The sequence below is a fragment of the Streptomyces sp. NPDC024687 genome, assembly GCF_055559055.1.
This window is the reverse complement of the sequence record NZ_JBVHLJ010000001.1, coordinates 1-17,783: the sequence shown is the minus strand read 5'-3', so window position 1 is coordinate 17,783 and position 17,783 is coordinate 1. Positions and strand designations below refer to the sequence as shown.

Annotated in this window: 15 protein-coding genes, 1 tRNA gene and 1 pseudogene; 9 read left to right on the top strand and 8 right to left on the bottom strand. The window is 69.8% G+C overall.

What is annotated here, in order from left to right:
• Window positions 1-60 precede the first annotated feature (60 nt).
• Window positions 61-588 (bottom strand): universal stress protein, encoded by a 528-nt coding sequence (locus ACZ39I_RS00085; RefSeq protein ID WP_390002681.1) that lies wholly within the window; start codon window positions 586-588, stop codon window positions 61-63.
• A gap of 335 nt (window positions 589-923) precedes the next feature.
• Here ACZ39I_RS00085 and ACZ39I_RS00080 point away from each other — a divergent pair, with 335 nt between their 5' ends.
• From ACZ39I_RS00080 to ACZ39I_RS00065, 4 genes are all read left to right on the top strand, one after another.
• Window positions 924-1,229 carry a hypothetical protein gene (locus ACZ39I_RS00080; protein ID WP_467241218.1) on the top strand — a complete coding sequence of 102 codons (306 nt, stop codon included), beginning with the start codon at window positions 924-926 and terminating at the stop codon, window positions 1,227-1,229.
• A 377-nt stretch (window positions 1,230-1,606) separates the two neighbouring features.
• Window positions 1,607-2,836, top strand: a complete 1,230-nt coding sequence (locus tag ACZ39I_RS00075; protein ID WP_467241216.1) for a GlxA family transcriptional regulator — start codon at window positions 1,607-1,609, stop codon at window positions 2,834-2,836.
• Between the two features lie 118 nt (window positions 2,837-2,954).
• Window positions 2,955-3,557 (top strand): oligoribonuclease, encoded by a 603-nt coding sequence (gene orn, locus ACZ39I_RS00070; protein WP_467241214.1) that lies wholly within the window; start codon window positions 2,955-2,957, stop codon window positions 3,555-3,557.
• A 76-nt stretch (window positions 3,558-3,633) separates the two neighbouring features.
• Window positions 3,634-3,709 (top strand) — tRNA-His (locus tag ACZ39I_RS00065).
• A 49-nt stretch (window positions 3,710-3,758) separates the two neighbouring features.
• On the opposite strand, the gene ACZ39I_RS00060 is transcribed toward ACZ39I_RS00065, so the two are convergent.
• Window positions 3,759-4,634 (bottom strand): LysR family transcriptional regulator, encoded by an 876-nt coding sequence (locus ACZ39I_RS00060; protein WP_467241212.1) that lies wholly within the window; start codon window positions 4,632-4,634, stop codon window positions 3,759-3,761.
• 161 nt (window positions 4,635-4,795) lie between these two features.
• Between ACZ39I_RS00060 and ACZ39I_RS00055 the strand changes: the two genes are divergently transcribed.
• A complete protein-coding gene (locus ACZ39I_RS00055; RefSeq protein WP_467241210.1) occupies window positions 4,796-5,692 on the top strand; it encodes an SDR family oxidoreductase in 897 nt (298 codons plus the stop codon).
• 70 nt (window positions 5,693-5,762) lie between these two features.
• On the opposite strand, the gene ACZ39I_RS00050 is transcribed toward ACZ39I_RS00055, so the two are convergent.
• Together ACZ39I_RS00050 and ACZ39I_RS00045 are read right to left on the bottom strand one after the other, a co-directional pair.
• A complete protein-coding gene (locus ACZ39I_RS00050; RefSeq protein WP_326668117.1) occupies window positions 5,763-6,818 on the bottom strand; it encodes a LacI family DNA-binding transcriptional regulator in 1,056 nt (351 codons plus the stop codon).
• A 117-nt stretch (window positions 6,819-6,935) separates the two neighbouring features.
• On the bottom strand, window positions 6,936-8,198 hold the full coding sequence (locus ACZ39I_RS00045) for an RNA-guided endonuclease InsQ/TnpB family protein (RefSeq protein ID WP_467241208.1): 1,263 nt from the start codon (window positions 8,196-8,198) through the stop codon (window positions 6,936-6,938).
• Window positions 8,199-8,554: 356 nt separating this feature from the next.
• Between ACZ39I_RS00045 and ACZ39I_RS00040 the strand changes: the two genes are divergently transcribed.
• The 4 genes from ACZ39I_RS00040 (at window position 8,555) to ACZ39I_RS00025 (ending at window position 13,355) form a co-directional block, all read left to right on the top strand.
• Complete coding sequence (locus ACZ39I_RS00040; protein WP_467241206.1) at window positions 8,555-9,877, top strand: ABC transporter substrate-binding protein; 1,323 nt, start codon at window positions 8,555-8,557, stop codon at window positions 9,875-9,877.
• 5 nt (window positions 9,878-9,882) lie between these two features.
• Complete coding sequence (locus ACZ39I_RS00035) at window positions 9,883-10,893, top strand: carbohydrate ABC transporter permease (RefSeq protein WP_467241204.1); 1,011 nt, start codon at window positions 9,883-9,885, stop codon at window positions 10,891-10,893.
• A gap of 11 nt (window positions 10,894-10,904) precedes the next feature.
• The gene (locus ACZ39I_RS00030) at window positions 10,905-11,801 is read left to right on the top strand and encodes a carbohydrate ABC transporter permease (protein ID WP_467241202.1); all 897 of its coding nucleotides are present in this window, start codon (window positions 10,905-10,907) and stop codon (window positions 11,799-11,801) included.
• Between the two features lie 114 nt (window positions 11,802-11,915).
• Entirely contained in the window at window positions 11,916-13,355 is a 1,440-nt protein-coding gene (locus ACZ39I_RS00025; RefSeq protein WP_467241201.1) for a GH1 family beta-glucosidase, read from the top strand.
• 87 nt (window positions 13,356-13,442) lie between these two features.
• Here the strand turns inward: ACZ39I_RS00025 and ACZ39I_RS00020 are convergent, their stop codons facing one another.
• From ACZ39I_RS00020 to ACZ39I_RS00005, 4 genes and pseudogenes are all read right to left on the bottom strand, one after another.
• On the bottom strand, window positions 13,443-15,431 hold the full coding sequence (locus tag ACZ39I_RS00020) for a beta-galactosidase (protein WP_467241199.1): 1,989 nt from the start codon (window positions 15,429-15,431) through the stop codon (window positions 13,443-13,445).
• The gene (locus ACZ39I_RS00015) at window positions 15,428-16,741 is read right to left on the bottom strand and encodes a glycoside hydrolase family 36 protein (RefSeq protein WP_467241196.1); all 1,314 of its coding nucleotides are present in this window, start codon (window positions 16,739-16,741) and stop codon (window positions 15,428-15,430) included. The genes ACZ39I_RS00020 and ACZ39I_RS00015 overlap by 4 nt, the downstream gene beginning before the upstream one ends.
• A 26-nt stretch (window positions 16,742-16,767) precedes the next feature.
• On the bottom strand, window positions 16,768-17,679 hold the full coding sequence (locus ACZ39I_RS00010) for a carbohydrate ABC transporter permease (RefSeq protein ID WP_467241194.1): 912 nt from the start codon (window positions 17,677-17,679) through the stop codon (window positions 16,768-16,770).
• A pseudogene (locus ACZ39I_RS00005) lies at window positions 17,676-17,783 on the bottom strand (sugar ABC transporter permease); the annotation flags it as partial. The pseudogene ACZ39I_RS00005 and the gene ACZ39I_RS00010, both read right to left, overlap by 4 nt.

The window sequence follows — 17,783 nt, the reverse complement described above, 5'->3', positions numbered from 1 at the left end:
CAACGAGGACGGACCCTCCGTGACGCACGGGGGGTCCGTCTCTGCTCGAAGAGTGAAGAGTTACGGGATCACGATGACGGGCCGCTTCGCCCGCTTGGCGAGCCGCCCCGCGACGGAGCCGAAGATGCGCCCGACGAGGCCGTGGGTGGAGCCGACGACGATCGCGTCCGCCTCGTACTCCCGCCCCACCTCCTCGAGTTCGTGGCAGATGTCTCCGCCGCGCTCGACGAGGATCCAGGGGACCTCGGACAGGTAGTCCGCACAAGCGAGTTCCAGGCCGAGCACCTCGGTGCGGTGGTCCGGCACGTCGACGAAGACCGGTGGCTCGCAGCCGGCCCACACGGTGGTGGGAAGCCGGTTGGCGACATGCACGATGATCAGGCCCGAGCCGGAGCGATGGGCCATGCCGATCGCGTACGCGAGGGCGCGCTCGCTGGATGTGGAGCCGTCGAAGCCGACCACGACGCCGTGCTTGAAGGCGGGGTCGCAGGAGTGGCGTGGCTCTTCCGCCGCCAGGGGCTCGGCCGCCGTGGGGTCGGCGACGGGCCGCTTGCGGTCCGCGTGTTCGAAGAATTCGTGACCGGCCATGGCTGTCTCGGCGTTGTGATCCTTGTGTGGGAGGGACGACAGTGTGCGGCGGAGCTGTGTCCGGGAATCATCTTCCCAACCCCATACCCCCAAGGGTACGGCGCGAAGCCTCCTTCGCCCAGAGCCCGCACACCGTCCGTGGGGGTTCCAGGGAGCATGCACGAGGGGGCGCCCGTAACGCAATGGTTGCTGTCCTGTACAGGCGGTTTGCACGGGATTCACGCTCCGGCCCCCGCCCCGGACCCCCGGACGGCCCCTCGACACAGTGACCGAAGGGTCGAACAGGCGTTGAACCCGTGAGCCTCGCCTCGGGGAGACGCCACAGGGAGCACGCGATGACCGGACACCGACCGCCCTCCGACGACTCCGCCACGGACGTGGTCCGCTGGGCGGTCTTCAGCTGCGTCCTCGTCCCCGTGGTGCTCGTCTGGTACGGCACCTCACTGGCCGGCGCGACGGGCACCGCCCTCGGTCTCGCCGCCGTCACGGCCGTCTGCCGTATCCTCCTGCGCCAGTCGGAGCGCGGCGCGGCCCGCCTGCACGCCGAGGAGCCCGAGCCCCGTCGCGGCCGTCACCACAGGAGCGGTGCCGGGGCCCGTCGAGGCGGTCGTCACACCGGAGGAAATACACCGGGCGGCTGACCGGTTTCCATACACCGCGACGATTCTTTTCAGCCAACTTCCGCGGTGGGCGTGTCCCTTGGTCCAACCACCCCCCAACCCCCGTTCCACCTGCACGGATAGGGTCTCCGGAGCCCGGCGCACCCTACGTGGATTAGCCACTGCCACAAGGCGCACTTCCCTGCACGGCCCACGAGTGCAACGCTTCGTGATCGAATGCTTTACGCCAAGTTGCCATGTCGACAATGTGCCGGATGACGAACTGGTCACGCCGACACCACGCAACACAGTAGATTCGATCTTGACGTCTTACGGCGGGGGACTCGTGCAGGACCGAGGGGAAACGTGCAGGAGCGACACAACCGAGGAGCCGCGACCACCGAGGGGGGCTTAGCAGTATGAGCCACGACTCCACCGCCGCGCCGGAAGCCGCGGCCCGGAAACTCTCCGGGCGACGCCGCAAGGAGATCGTCGCGGTGCTGCTGTTCAGCGGCGGCCCCATCTTCGAGAGTTCCATACCTTTGTCGGTGTTCGGGATTGACCGCCAGGACGCCGGCGTACCGCGCTACCGACTGTTGGTGTGCGGCGGCGAGGAAGGCCCACTGCGGACCACAGGGGGCCTGGAACTCACCGCACCGCATGGCCTGGAAGCGATCTCACGAGCGGGCACGGTCGTCGTACCGGCCTGGCGCTCGATCACTTCACCGCCGCCGGATGATGCGCTCGACGCGCTGCGCCGGGCGCACGAGGAAGGCGCCCGCATAGTCGGTCTGTGCACCGGCGCCTTCGTGCTGGCGGCCGCGGGCCTGCTGGACGGCCGCCCCGCGACGACACACTGGATGTACGCGCCGACGCTGGCCAAGCGCTACCCGTCGGTGCATGTGGATCCACGAGAACTCTTCGTGGACGACGGCGACGTACTGACCTCGGCCGGTACCGCGGCCGGAATCGACCTCTGTCTCCACATCGTGCGGACGGACCACGGCAACGAGGCGGCCGGCGCGCTGGCCCGCCGACTGGTGGTCCCGCCGCGCCGCTCGGGCGGTCAGGAGCGCTACCTCGACAGGTCTTTACCAGAGGAGATCGGCGCCGACCCGCTCGCCGAGGTCGTCGCCTGGGCGCTGGAGCACCTCCACGAGCAGTTCGACGTGGAGACGCTGGCGGCACGGGCGTACATGAGCCGTCGTACGTTCGACCGCCGGTTCCGCTCGCTGACGGGTTCGGCCCCGCTGCAGTGGCTGATCACGCAGCGGGTGCTGCAGGCGCAGCGGCTGCTGGAGACGTCGGACTACTCGGTGGACGAGGTCGCGGGGCGCTGCGGCTTCCGCTCGCCGGTGGCGCTGCGCGGGCACTTCCGGCGGCAGCTGGGCTCGTCCCCGGCCGCCTACCGGGCCGCGTACCGGGCCCGCCGTCCGCAGGGCGACAAGCCGGTGGACAGCGACGGTCCGGTGGGGGGCCCGACGGGCCCCGCGCCCGGCGCGCCGGTGCAGCTGCACCCGGAGAGCGGTCCGGTGCCGATCCAGAGCCGCCGCACCCCGGCCCCGGTGGGTCCGCACTCCGAGAACGGCCGCGAGCTGTACGTCGGCGGAGGCCGGGCGAGCCTGCCGGGCCAGCGCAGCGGCACGTGACGTCCTGACGCCGGGCGCGGCCTGTGAAGGCCGCGCCCGGCGTTCCCGGTCGCCCGGCACCGACGCCCGGCGTCGACGCGGGGACCACAAACACAGACGTCAGCCGTAGGGTGTTCGCATGAACGATCGCATGGTGTGGATCGACTGCGAGATGACCGGCCTCTCGCTGTCCGACGACGCGCTCATCGAGGTTGCCGCCCTCGTCACCGACTCCGAGCTCAATGTGCTCGGCGACGGTGTGGACATCGTCATCCGCCCGCCGGACCAGGCGCTGGAGACGATGCCGGAGGTGGTGCGTCAGATGCACACCGCGTCCGGGCTGCTCGAGGAGCTGTCCGGCGGCACGACCCTCGCCGACGCCGAGGAGCAGGTCCTCTCCTACATCCGCGAGCACGTCAAGGAACCCGGCAAGGCCCCGCTGTGCGGCAACTCCGTGGGCACCGACCGCGGTTTCCTGCTCCGGGACATGCCCACCCTGGAGGACTACCTCCACTACCGGATCGTGGACGTCAGCTCCGTCAAGGAGCTCGCCCGGCGCTGGTACCCGCGGGCCTACTTCAACAGCCCGGACAAGAACGGCAACCACCGCGCCCTCGCCGACATCCGCGAGTCCATCGTGGAGCTGCGCTACTACCGCGAGGCGATCTTCGTCCCGCAGCCCGGACCCGACTCCGACACCGCGAAGACGATCGCCGCGAAGCACGTGCTGCCCTCGCGATAAAGGCGTGCGCGAGCACCCCTTCGGACCCTGTACACTTTTTCTCGGCCGGTCAGGGAAACCAGGACAGCCGAACATGGTGGGTGTAGCTCAGCTGGTAGAGCACCTGGTTGTGGTCCAGGAAGTCGCGGGTTCAAGTCCCGTCACTCACCCCATTCACCTCAGCCGGTGACCTTGGAGACAAGGTCACCGGCTGAGGCCGTTTCAGGAACCGGACGCCTTGAGAAGGGTCCGCGCGGCCTTGCGGAAGGCCACGACCAGTCGGCTCCGCTCCTCGGCGCGGGTCGCGAGCACCACATGGGCCGGCTCGACACCGTGCAGCGGGACCGCGGTGACATCGGGGCGGAGCGTGCCGGCCCGGGGCAACGCCGTGATGGCCAGGGCCTGTCCGGAGGCGACGAGTTCGAACTTGTCCTCCAGGGCGGCGGCCAGGGGCCCGTCGGGTGCGGGGCGGCCGTCCGGGCGGGGGTCGATGCGCCAGTACGCGTTCCACACCGGGTCGGCCACCCGGACCAGCGGCTCGTCGGCGATGTCGTCGAGAGTGACGGACTCCTTGCCCGCGAGACGGTGGCCGACCGGGAGCACCAGCGCCCGGGGCTCGTCGTAGAGGACCGTCACCTGCGCCCCGTCGGTCGGGAAGGGCAGCCGGGTCACCAGGACGTCGACCTTGAGTTCGGGCAGGGCCGCGGTCCGCTCGCCCCAGTCGATGTGCGCGGTCCTGACGTCGGCGTCCGGGAAGCGCTCGCGCAGTGCGCGCACCGCCGGGGTGACGATGATCCCCGACGTGTACCCCACGGTGATCCGACTCGGCTCCGCGGCCGCCCGGGCAAGGCTCGCCGCCTGGGCCGCCGAGCGCAGCAGTGCCTTCGCCCGCGGCAGGAAGACCTCCCCCGCTTCGGTCAGCCGGCTCCCCTGCGGGGTGCGCTCCAGCAGCCGCGCGCCCAGCTGCTGCTCGAGGCGGCGGATCTGCCGGCTCAGCGACGGCTGCGTGATGTGCAGCGCGTCGGCGGCCCGCCCGAAGTGCCGGTGCTCGGCGACGGCCGTGAAGTACCGGACCAGCCGGAGGTCGAGGTCGCTCATGCCTGAAGCGTACGGGCGGGTGCACGGCCGTTCTTCGGTGAAACCGGCCTCTGCCTGCTGTCATGCCTGATGTGTATTGCGTGATGCGAAACAGGCTTTGGACTGGGGCGGCCTTTTCTTCGCACGCTGAATCCCTCACCCGCCACAGCGAAGGATCACCAATGCGTGTATTTGTCACCGGCGCGACCGGCTTCGTCGGCTCCGCCGTCACCCGCGAACTGCTCGGCGCCGGGCACGAGGTCGTGGGCCTGGCCCGGTCGGAGCGGTCCGTCCAGGCGCTGAAGGCCGCGGGAGCGGAGGTGCACCGCGGGGACCTGACCGACCTCGACAGTCTGCGCCGGGGTGCCGAGGCGGCCGACGGGGTCGCCCACCTGGCGTTCATCCACGACTTCACCAACCTGACGGCCTCGGGGGAGGCCGACCTGAAGGCCATCGAGGCCATCGGCGAGGTGCTCGAAGGCACCGGCAAGCCCTTCGTGGTCACCTCGGGACTACTGACCACGCCTGGGCGCATCGGCACCGAGGAGGACCCGGCCGACCCGAACTCCCCCGGAAAGCACCGGTACGCCTCGGAGCCCGCGACGCTCGCGCTCGCCGAGCGCGGGGTGAGTTCGTCGGTGCTGAGGCTTCCCCCGAGCGTGCACGGCGAGGGCGACACCGGCTTCGTGCCCATGTTCATCGACTTCGCGCGCGGCAAGGGCGTCTCGGCCATGGTGGGCGACGGCTCCAACCACTGGGCCGCCGTCCACCGGCTCGACGCGGCCCGGCTGTTCCGGCTCGCCCTGGAGGCGGCGCCGGCGGGCGTACGGCTGCACGCGATCGGCGACGAGGCGGTGCCGTTCCGCGAGATCGCCGAGACCATCGGGCGGGGACTCGATGTGCCGGTCACGAGCGTGGCCCCCGAGGAGGCGGCGGAGCACTTCGGCTGGCTCGGCCACTTCGCCGCCGTCGACATGCGAGCCTCGGGCGCGCTCACACGAAAGCTGCTCGGCTGGCGGCCGGAGCACCCCGCCCTGATCCCGGACCTGAAGTCCGGCCACTACTTCAGGACGGCCTGAGGCTCTCCTCGCCCAGCAGGGGAAGGGGGCAGCCTCCTTAAGCCCCCTCCGCCTCCAGCAGGGGAGGGGGTCAGGACGACGCCCGCGCCACCAGTTCCGTGGCCAGGACGACCTGCCTGCGCTCCAGCCCCCGGGAGACGGCCGGGCGACGGTCGGCGATCTCCGTGAGGAGGAGGTCGATCATGTGGCGGCCCATCTCCTCGATGGGCTGGCGGACGCTGGTGAGGGGCGGGTCCATGTGGCGCGCTATGGCCGAGTCGTCGTAGCCGATCAGGGCCACGTCGGAGGGGATGCTGCGGCCCTCCTCGCGCAGGACCTGGCGGGCGCCGGCCGCCATGACGTCCGAGCCGGCGAAGACCGCGTCCAGGTCGGGGCGGCGGGCCAGCAACTTCGTCATCGCCCGGCGGCCGCCCTCCTCGGTGAAGTCACCGGGCTCGATCAGCCGCTCGTCCACCTCGTGGCCCGCGTCGCGCAGCGCGTCCCGGTAGCCGTCGACGCGCCGCTGGGCACCGTACACGTCGAGGCGGCCCGTGATGTGTGCGATCGCGCGGCGGCCCCCGGCCAGCAGGTGCTCCACAGCCGAGCGACCGCCGCCGTAGTTGTCGGAGTCCACCGACGGGAGCGTCTCGGCGGCCGAGCGCGGGCCGCTGATCACGGCCGGGATCTCCAGCTGGGACAGCAGGTCGGGGAGCGGGTCGTCGGCGTGGACCGACACCAGCAGGACGCCGTCGACCCGGTGCGCGGCCAGGTACTGGGCCAGCCGACGGCGTTCGCGGTCACTGCCCGCGAAGATCAGCAGGAGCTGCATCTCGGTCTCCGAGATCTCCGCGCCGACGCCCTTGAGCATGTCGGAGAAGTACGGCTCGGCGAAGAACCGGGTCTCCGGTTCGGGCACGACCAGCGCGATCGCGTCGGTGCGGTTGGCCGCCAGGGCGCGCGCGGCCGTGTTCGGGACGTACCCGAGCTCCGCCACCGCCGCCTCGACCGCCGCCCGGGTGGCGTCACTGACCCGGGGCGAACCGTTGATCACCCGGGAAACGGTGCCCCGGCCCACGCCGGCGCGCGCGGCGACCTCTTCGAGGGTGGGCCGGCCACCGCTTCGACTCCGCGCTCCGTGGCTTGCCATGGGCTCCGCCTTCCCACCGTGTCTCTAAGCTGGCCTGGAATTTAACAGTCCCGAGTGTGGGCGTGACGGTCGCGGGGGCCACCACTGTGCCCCGCTCAGACCTGATCGGCCTGACCCTCAAACGCTGACAGCCTCGGTGGGCCGATAACGGGCTGATAAGTCAGCCGCTCGCCGCATGCGCGGCAAAGCTTGCGTTGCGGGCACCACTGGCGGTGATGCTTCGCCCGCGTTCAGCCGCCCCCGTCCGGGGCCGGCAGGGGCCACTGACCGGGCCCCGCTTCGACACAACTCCCACGCACGGGCGCGGATGTTGCGGGAGCTGTTCCGGTCCGCGTGATCAACGAATCCGCAGGACCGGCAGGCGAACCACGCCTGGGAGACCCGGTTCGCCTTGTCCACGTGGCCGCACTCGGCGCAGGTGCGCGAGGTGTACGCCGGATCGACGTGCACCACCGGCACACCCGCCCGGCGGGCCTTGTACGCGATGAACCTCCCCAACTGGGCGAAGGCCCAAGAGTGGAGCGTGGCCCGTTGGGGCTTGCGAAGCCGTACCCGCTCGCGGATGCCCGTCAGATCCTCCAGGGCAATCCACGACCGGTGCTCCCCCACTGCCTTAAGGGCGTGGGAGGTGCCCCCAGCCTCGGCCACCAAATGTTTCGCGATCTTGTGATTGATGTCCCGAGTCCGCCGCGCCTCCTTCCGGCGTCGACGCTGCGCGCGTCGTTTGGCGGACTTGGTGCCCTTCTTCTGAAGCTTCCTCCGCAGCGCGCCGTCACGGGCCCGTGAGCGGTTGAGCCGACGCCCGGACATGATCTCGCCGTCACTGGTGGTAGCGATGTTCACGATCCCCAGGTCGACTCCGAGGAAGTCCACAGGGTCGCGGTGCACCAGGTCCGACTCGCCCCTGCGGTACCGGGACAGTGTGGCGAGTTGCTCAGGACCGCAAACGTAGGCGACGTCCTTGATCCTGCCGCGCGTCGTCCACACGGAGACGGTGCATGCTTCCGTCTGCCAGGAGAGCATGCGGTCGTCGTGAGGTTGCGCAGATTCCGGACGGAACGCGAGGGGACGCTTCACATCCCTCCGCTTCCGCTTCGGGTTTCTCTTGCCGGGACTGTGTGCGTTCAGGTTTGCATGCAGAGCTGTGTATGCGTCGGCAGTCTTCTTGATCACGTGCTGGGCAGCCTGCGCGCCCAATCCCCACCGGCTCTTGAGCTCCGCGTAACAGTGCTTGCGCAGTGTGAAGTTCTTGTACACCGAGGTCTCGAACGCCACCTCGGCCACCCATGAGGCGGCTTCGTTGCAGGCGCGCAGGGTCGTCTCGAGAGCCGCCGCCTGAACAGGCGTCGGCAGGAGTTTGACCTGCACGACCAGCTTCACGACAAGGAAGCTATCGGCGCCACGGCCACGTCGCATGAGAACAGATCAGCCTCCCTCGAATGAGTGATCGCCACCACACAGTCCCCGTCCGTCCGCTTCGACGGCGCCACCCTCCGCAGCGGCCAAAGACACGGCCCCAGCGAAGGAAACATCTCAAAGCGATATCGCCCTGCACGCTCCCTTGACACCCTCGCTCCAACCCGCGAACCTTCAACACATCACCGGTGGGAGCGCTCCCACGGTACCTGACACATAAACATCCCGCACGTTCCCCGCCCGAGCCGCAGCTTAGAACTAACGGGCCCAACAACGCAGTTGGCCGGGGGGTCGGCACGTCAGGGCAACAGGAGGACGCAATGCGAGCACGTACCCGAACCGCCCGCAACAGGGTGGTTGTCCTCGCGGCCGTAGCGTCGCTGGGCGCCGGGCTGCTGGCCGGCTGTGCCGACGACGGCAAGGACAAGAACTCCAACTCGTCGTCCGGCGGTGGCGGCGGCAAGACCAAGATCACGCTCGGGCTCTTCGGCACCGCAGGATTCGAGGAGTCCGGCCTGTACAAGGAGTACGAGAAGCTCCACCCGAACATCGACATCCAGCAGACCGTCGTGGAGCGCAACGAGAACTACTACCCGGCGCTGCTGAACCACCTCACCACCAACAGCGGCCTCCAGGACATCCAGATGGTCGAGGTCGGCAACATCGCCGAGATCGTCGGGACCCAGTCCGGCAAGCTGCTCGATCTGTCGAAGTACGGCAAGGAGAGCGACTTCCTGGACTGGAAGTGGAAGCAGGCCACCACCGAGAGCGGACAGACGGTCGCTCTCGGCACCGACGTCGGCCCGATGGCCATCTGCTACCGCAAGGACCTCTTCCAGAAGGCCGGTCTGCCCACCGACCGCGAGGAAGTCGGCAAGCTGTGGACCGGCAGCTGGGACAAGTTCGTCGACGTCGGCAAGCGGTACAAGGCCAAGGCCGGCACGAGCACCACCTTCCTGGACTCCCCCGGCGGTCTGCTCCAGGCCATCCTCAGCGGTGAGAAGGACCGGTTCTACGACGCCTCCGGCAAGGTCATCTACAAGACCAACCCGGCCGTGAAGTCCGCCTTCAACCTCACCGCCAAGGCCGCCGAGGCCGGACTGATCGGCAACCAGACCCAGTTCCAGCCCGCGTGGGACACGACCATCGCCAACAGCAAGTTCGCCGCGATGTCCTGCCCGCCGTGGATGCTCGGCTACATCAAGGGCAAGTCGAAGCCCGACGCGGCCGGCAAGTGGGACATCGCCCAGGCGCCGAAGTCCGGCAACTGGGGCGGTTCGTTCCTGACCGTCCCGAAGTCCGGCAAGAACACCGAGGAGGCCGCGAAGCTGGCCGCCTGGCTGACCGCGCCCGCCCAGCAGGCCAAGCTGTTCGGCGTGCAGGGCAGCTTCCCGAGCACCCCGGCCGCGTACGACTCGACCGAGGTGAAGAGCGCGAAGAACGACATGACCGGTGACGCGCCGATCGGTACGATCTTCGCCGAGGCCGCCAAGAACATCCCGGTCCAGACGATCGGCCCGAAGGACCAGATCATCCAGCAGGGCCTGACGGACAACGGTGTGGTTCTGGTGACCCAGGGCAAGTCGCCCACGGACGCGTGGAACAACGCCGTGAAGACCATCGACAACGCACTGGACCAGTGACCCGTATGACCACTGGGCACGAAACCGCCGCCGCACCCCCCGTGAAGGAGGGGGGTGCGGCCCCGGCCCGCCCGCCCGCGGAGCCCGCGGACGAGCAGCGCCGCCGGGCCCGGCTCTCCCGGCGCTGGCAGCGGGACGTGCGCTGGAGCCCGTACGCCTTCGTCTCGCCGTTCTTCCTGCTGTTCCTCGCGTTCGGCCTGTTCCCGCTGATCTACACGGGCTGGGCCTCGCTGCACCAGGTGGAACTGACTGCCCCCACCGACATGCACTGGGTGGGGATGAAGAACTACACGCGGATCTTCGACGACGAGTTCTTCTGGAACGCGGCGAAGAACACGCTGACCATCGGGATCATCTCGACGGTCCCGCAGCTGCTGATGGCGATGGGCCTCGCGCACATCCTCAACTACAAGCTGCGCGCCTCGACGTTCTACCGGGTCGCGATGCTCGCCCCGTACGCCACCTCGATCGCCGCCGCCTCGCTGGTCTTCGTCCTGCTGTTCGGCCGTGACTACGGCATGATCAACTGGGTCCTCGGCCAGGTCGGCATCGACCACATCGACTGGCAGAACGACAAGTGGGCCTCGCAGGTCGCGGTCTCCTCGATCGTCGTCTGGCGCTGGACCGGCTACAACGCGCTGATCTACCTGGCGGCCATGCAGGCGATCCCGCAGGACCTGTACGAGTCGGCGGCCCTGGACGGGGCCAACCGCTGGCAGCAGTTCATCCATGTGACGCTGCCGTCGCTGCGGCCGACGATCCTGTTCACCGTCGTCGTCTCGACCATCGGTGCCTCGCAAGTCTTCGGCGAGCCCCTGCTGTTCGACGCGAACAAGGGTGCTTCCGGCGGTTCCCAGCACCAGTTCCAGACGCTCGGTCTGTATCTGTACGAGCAGGGCTGGGTCAACCAGCACCTGGGCCGCGCCTCCGCGATCGCCTGGACGATGTTCCTGATCCTCATCATCGTCGGGATCGTCAACTACGTCATCTCGCGCCGGCTGCGCGCCAGCAGTTAGGAGAACCGGCCGTGACGACGACACTGACGAAGCCCCCCGCCGAGGACACGAAGCGTCCCAGGCGCCCCAAGGCCGCCCGCGCCGGCGGCACCCTGCACGCCGGGCCGATCGGGTACCTCATCCTGATCCTGTTCACGATCGGCTCGCTGTTCCCGCTGGTGTGGACGGCGATCGCCGCCTCGCGCGACAACCAGCGGCTCGCCGAGACCCCGCCGCCCTTCTGGTTCGGCTCGGGACTGTTCGACAAGCTCGAGATCGCCTGGACCGACGCCAACCTGGGCGAGGCGTTCATCAACACCACGTTCGTGGCGGGTGTTTCGGCGATCACCATCGTCGTCCTGTCGACGATCGCCGGGTTCGCATTCGCCAAGCTGCGTTTCAAGGGCCGCAACGCCCTGATGCTGATCGTCATCGGGACGATGATGGTGCCGCCGCAGCTGAGCGTGATTCCGCTGTACATGATGGTCGCCAAGCTCGACTGGTCCGACCAGCTCCAGGCGGTGATCCTGCCCTCGCTGGTGAGCGCCTTCGGCGTGTTCTTCATGCGGCAGTACCTGCTCCAGGCGCTGCCGGACGAGCTGATCGAGGCGGCCCGGGTGGACGGCGCGAACAGCTGGCGGATCATCTGGCACGTGGTGTTCCCGGCGGCCCGGCCGGCGATGGCCGTGCTCGGCATGCTGATGTTCGTGCAGACCTGGAACGACTTCCTGTGGCCGTTCCTGGTGCTGACGCAGAACGGCAACCCGACCGTGCAGGTCGCGGTCGCGGGCCTCGGCCGCGGCTACACCCCCGACCAGTCCCTGATCATGGCGGGCGCGCTCCTGGGCACGCTGCCGCTGCTGCTGGTCTTCGCGATCTTCGGCAAGCAGATCGTGGGCGGCATCATGCAGGGTGCCGTGAAGGGCTGACCTCGTACGTCTTGGGGATCTCGCTTCAGGGGGCCGGGGCACCGTCGCCTCGGCCCTTCCCACCCCCTCCCCCCTCTACCCGTAGGTCTCACGACCCCTAATGGGAGCGCTTCCATGCTTGAGTCCGCTACGCCGGTGACCCCGGTGACCTTTCCCCCCGCCTTCCTGTGGGGCGCCGCGACCTCCGCCTACCAGATCGAGGGGGCGGTGCGGGAGGACGGCCGTACGCCCTCCATCTGGGACACCTTCAGCCATACCCCGGGCAAGACGGCCGGCGGCGACCACGGTGACATCGCTGTCGACCACTACCACCGCTACCGCGACGACGTGGCGCTCATGGCCGACCTGGGCCTGACGGCGTACCGCTTCTCGGTCTCCTGGTCCCGGGTGCAGCCGACCGGCCGGGGCCCCGCGGTCCAGCGGGGTCTGGACTTCTACCGCCGGCTGGTGGACGAGCTCCTCGCGCACGGCATCAAGCCGGCCGTGACGCTCTACCACTGGGACCTGCCCCAGGAGCTGGAGGACGCGGGCGGCTGGCCGGAGCGCGACACCGCGTACCGCTTCGCCGAGTACGCGCAGATCGTCGGGGAGGCGCTCGGCGACCGGGTCGAGCAGTGGATCACCCTCAACGAGCCCTGGTGCGCGGCCTTCCTGGGCTACGCCTCCGGGGTGCACGCGCCGGGCCGTACCGACCCCGCGGCCTCCCTGAAGGCGGCGCACACGCTCAACCTCGCGCACGGCCTGGGCACTTCGGCCCTACGCGCGTCGATGCCGGCCCGCAACTCGGTGGCCCTCAGCCTCAACTCCTCGGTCGTCCGGCCCTTCTCGCAGGACGCGGCGGACCTGGCGGCGGCGCAGAAGATCGACGACCTGGCCAACGGGGTCTTCCACGGACCGATCCTGCACGGCGCGTATCCGCAGACGCTGTTCACGGCGACGGAGCTGATCACGGACTGGTCGTTCGTCGAGGACGGCGATCTCGCCCTGATCAACCAGCCCTTGGACGCGCTGGGCCTCAACTACTACACGCCGGCACTGGTGTCGTCCACCGACGCGGACACCAGCGGGCCGCGCGCCGACGGGCACGGCAGCAGCGCGCACTCCCCGTGGCCCGGGGCGGACGACGTCACGTTCCACCAGACCCCCGGCGAGCGCACGGAGATGGGCTGGACGATCGACCCGACGGGCCTGCACGACCTGATCATGCGCTACACGCGCGAGGCACCGGGCCTGCCGCTGTACATCACGGAGAACGGCGCGGCCTACGACGACAAGCCCGACCCCGACGGCCGTGTGCACGACCCCGAGCGGATCGCCTACCTGCACGGCCACCTCGCCGCGGTCCGCCGCGCGATCGCCGACGGCGCGGACGTCCGCGGCTACTACCTGTGGTCCCTGCTGGACAACTTCGAGTGGGCGTACGGCTACGAGAAGCGCTTCGGCGCGGTCTACGTCGACTACACCACGCTGGAACGGACACCCAAGTCCAGCGCCCTCTGGTACAGCCGGGCGGCCCGCACGGGCACGCTCCCGGAGGTCCACAGCATCCAGTAGCCACCATGAAAACGGGGGGACGGGGAAGGGGCGCGGCATCCGGAGGGGGTGCCGCGCCCCTGCGGTCTCACCGCGGGGCTGATCGGGTCAGCGTGCTTCCCGTACGACCACCACATCGCCCGGCGTCACCGTCACCCGGCCGCCGTCGACGACCTTCCCGCTCAGCAACTCGGTTGCAGACGGGGCCACTTGCACCTCGGCGTGCCGTTCACCGTGGTTGATCAGGAAGAGGTAGTCCGCGTCCTCGCCCCGGCGCAGCACCGCCTCCACGCCCTCCGGTGTCCGACGCACCGGCTCCACTCCCGCTTCCGCGCGGACGCGGTCCAGCAGGGCGGCGAGGGTGTCCGGGTCCGGGTGGGTGGCCAGGTACCAGGCCACGCCCTCGCCGTAGGTGTGCCGGGTCACCGCGGGGACGCCGGTCAGGGGGCCGTCGGCGTACGAGGTCACGGCGTCCGCGCCGGCCAGGCGCACTCGCTCCGACCACAGTGACGCCGTACCGCCGCCGTCGAGGGTCACCGTCTCACCGGGCAGCAGCGGGAAGAGTTCGTCCGTGCTGACGCCGAGTGCCTCGCGGAAGGCGCCCGGGTAACCGCCCAGGCGGACATGGCAGTTGGCGTCGACGGCCCCGCTGTGGAAGCCGACGACGAGCGTTCCGCCGCGCGAGGCGAAGCCGGTCAGGTTCTCGGCGCCCTCGTCGTCGACCAGGTACAGGGCCGGGGCGAGGACGAGCCGGTACCGCGACAGGTCCGCCGAGGGGTGCACGAAGTCCACGGCCACGCCGGAGCGCCACAGCGGCTCGTACCAGGCCCGGACCTGGTCGAGGTAGCGGACCGACTCGCTGGGCTGGGAGGGGAGTTCCAGGGCCCAGCGGGCGTTCCAGTCCCAGACGACGGCGACCGAGGCGGGGCTGGTGCTGCCCCGCACCTGCGCCAGCGCCTTCAGGTCCGCGCCCAAAGCCACCACGTCACGCCAGATCTGGCTGTCCGTGCCCGCGTGCGGCAGCATCGCCGAGTGCCACTGTTCGGCGCCCGCCTTCGCGGCCCGCCACTGGAAGTAGGCGATGCCGTCGGCGCCCCGGGCGACGTGCCCCAAGGCGTTCCTGCGCAACTCACCGGCATTCTTGGCCCGGTTGACCGGCTGCCAGTTCACCGCGCCCGTCGAGTGCTCCATGAGCAGCCACGGGCCGCCCGCCAGCGAACGCACCAGATCACCGCTGAGCGCGATGTCGATCTGCGACTCGGGGTCGGTGGAGCGCAGGTAGTGGTCGTTGGAGACGATGTCCAGCTCCGGCGCCCAGCGCCAGTAGTCCAGCGCGTCGAAGGCGAACATCACCATGAAGTTGGTGGTGGCCGGCACCGAGGGGGCGGCCTCCCGCAGCACCTCCCGCTCCGCCTTGTACAGCGCCAGCAGTTCGTCGCTGCAGAAGCGCCGCCAGTCCAGCTGGTGGGTCGGGTTGGGCACGGCACTGGTGGCGCGGGGCGGGATGATCTCGTCCCAGTCGTAGTACCACTGGCTCCAGAAGGTGGTGCCCCAGGCGTGGTTGAGGGCGTCCAGGTCGCCGTAGCGCTCACGCAGCCAGCGCCGGAAGGATGCCGCGCTCACCTCGCAGTAGCACTCCGCGTTGTGGCAGCCGTACTCGTTGTGGATGTGCCACATCACCACGGCCGGGTGGTCGGCGTACCGCTCCCCCAGCACCCGGGCGATCCGCAGGGCGGCCTCCCGGTAGGCGGGGCTGGAGGGGCAGAACGTCTGGCGGCTGCCGTACGACAGTCTCCTGCCGTCCCTGTCGACCGGCAGCGCCTCCGGGTGGGCCCGGAAGAACCAGGCCGGCGGGGCCGCCGTCGGGGTGGCCAGGTCGGCGGCGATGCCGTTGTCGTGGAGCAGGGCGAGGATCTTGTCGAGGCGCGTGAAGTCGTACTCGCCCTCGCGGGGTTCGAGGAGCGCCCACGCGAAGATGTTGACGCTGACCATGTTGACGCCCGCCTCGCGCATGAGGCGTACGTCCTCGGCCCACACCTCCTCGGGCCACTGCTCGGGGTTGTAGTCGCCGCCGTAGGCGATGCCCTGCGGGATCATCGGTCAACTCCTGTGAGAAGGCGGCGCGTTGTCTCCACGCCCCACTGGTCAAGGGAGAGCAGGCGGTCGCTGGAGGCCATCAGACCGCCCGTCGCCTCCACGAGGGCCGCCCAGCGCTCGCGGGTCTCCACGGCCGGGCGGGCCATCAGGCAGTCGGGGTCGTTGACCCAGAGCCGGCCGTGCTGCCACTGGCGGCCTACGCCGGTGAACTCGGCCGGGTCCTGGCCGGGCTGGCTGTAGTCGTCGGCCTCGGGGCGCCGGTGCGGGGCCGTGTCGGGGCTGACCCGCATCGCGTCGAACAGGCCGATGGAGGGCAGGACGGGCGCTCCGCAGCCGAGCAGGTAGGCGTCCGCGCCGATGGCCTCGCGGATCAGTTCGATCCCGGAGCGGTACGCCGTGAGCGCGTCCGCGGAGGAATGCCGTACGCCTTCCAGCGCTCCCGCGTACAGGAAGTCGACCTTGAAGTAGTCGTAGCCCTCGGAAACCAGGGTCCGGAAGACCGACGCGAGGTACTGCGCCGCGTCGGGGTGGGTGGTGTCCAGGACGCACAGGTCGTGGCCCCAGTTGCGGCCGGCGTGCAGGAAGCCTCCGTCGAGGTCCTCGACCAGCCAGTCGGGGTGCTCGGCGGCCAGGTCACTGGCCGGGTCGACCAGGAAGGGGGCCGTCCAGATGCCGGCGCGGCGGCCCCGCGCGCGGATCGCGTCGGCGATGCCCGCGCGGGAGCGGAAGCGGCCGGAGAGGGTGAGCCAGTCGCCGAGGGCCTTCTGGTAGCCGTCATCGATCTGGACGACGTCGACGGGCAGGTCGAGGGTGTCCATCGCACGCAGGTTCTCGTGGATGTCGTCCTCGGTGACGCTCGTGAAGTACTCGTACCAGGAGCACCAGACGGTGGGCGCCGGACGGGGGGCCTCGACCCCGAGTCCGGCGGCCCACTCGGCCAGCACCGACTGGATGTCCGTCCCCGTGAACTCCTTCACCGCGCCGTCGGCGGAGACCTCCGCCACGGAGCCCTCGGCGACCAGCCGGATCGACGGCACCTCGTGCAGCGGGTCCGCCGCCGCCCACAGCCGTACCGGCGATCCGTCGCCCGGGTCGAGCGCCAGCAGGCCCTCGCCCTGGAAGGCGCCTTCGGGGACGGTGACGCCCGGCCGGTAGCAGACCGTCGCCCAGTTGTCGTTCGTCGGGCGGTACGGCTTGTCGCCGAGGGCGTACGCGCCGCTGGGGCTCCAGGACTGCCAGCCCTCCTCGTGGACGCGGGCCCTGCCGGGGTCCACGGGCACGGAGGCGAGCGGGGTGAAGGGGTGGGGCACGGAGGTTCTCTCTCAGGTGAGGGCGGTCAGCCCTTGTTGGCGCCGAGGGTCAGTCCGCTGACGAACTGGCGCTGGAGCACGAAGTACACGATCAGGGTGGGGATCGCGGTGAGCAGGGCGCCTGCGGCTACCAGGTTGGGGTCGGTGAAGTACTGCCCGGAGAGGTTGTTCAGCGCCGAGGTGATCGGCATGTTCTCGCCGGTGGAGATCAGCACGATGGCCCAGAAGAAGTCGTTGTAGATCCAGATGGACAGCAACGTCCCCAGGGCCGCCATCGCGGGCTTGCACAGCGGCAGCACGATCTGCCAGTACATCCGCCACACCGAGGCACCGTCGACCAGGGCGGCCTCGGTCAGCTCGTGCGGGAGCATGCGCATGTAGTTGGACAGGACGAAGGCGCAGAACCCGGACTGGAAGGCGACGTGGATGAGGACCAGGCCCAGGGCGGAGTCGTAGAGCTTGCCGCTCATGGTGATGCCGGGCAGGTCGATGAGCAGGTACATGCGGTACAGCGGCGTGATGATGACCTGCTGCGGCAGCAGGTTGCCCGCGGTGAAGACGAGCAGCAGCGCGATGTTGAGGCGGAAGTCGAACCGGGAGACGTAGAACGCGACCATCGACGACAGCAGCAGGGTGATCAGCACGGCCGGGACCGCGATGAGCAGCGTGTTGCCGAAGTAGTGGAGCATGTCCGACTGCGTGAAGGCGTTCTTGAAGTTGTCGAAGTTGAGGGTGTCGGGCCAGGAGACGTAGCCCTTGTTGCTGGTCTCGCTGTAGGGGCGCAGGGCCGCGAAGACGGCCCACAGCAGCGGGGCGAGCCAGGCCAGCGCGGTGCCGGCCAGGAACACGTGCAGCAGGACGCGGGCCGGGCGCAGCGGAGTGCGCTGCTTGGCCGACGTGGCGGTGGTGGCGGGCGCGGCGGCGCTCGGGGTGCTCATGCCTGCCGCTCCTTCCGGAAGGTGGCGATCAGGTAGGGGATGATGACCGCGAGGGAGATGACCAGCAGGACCACGGCGATCGCCGAGCCGTAGCCGATCCGGCT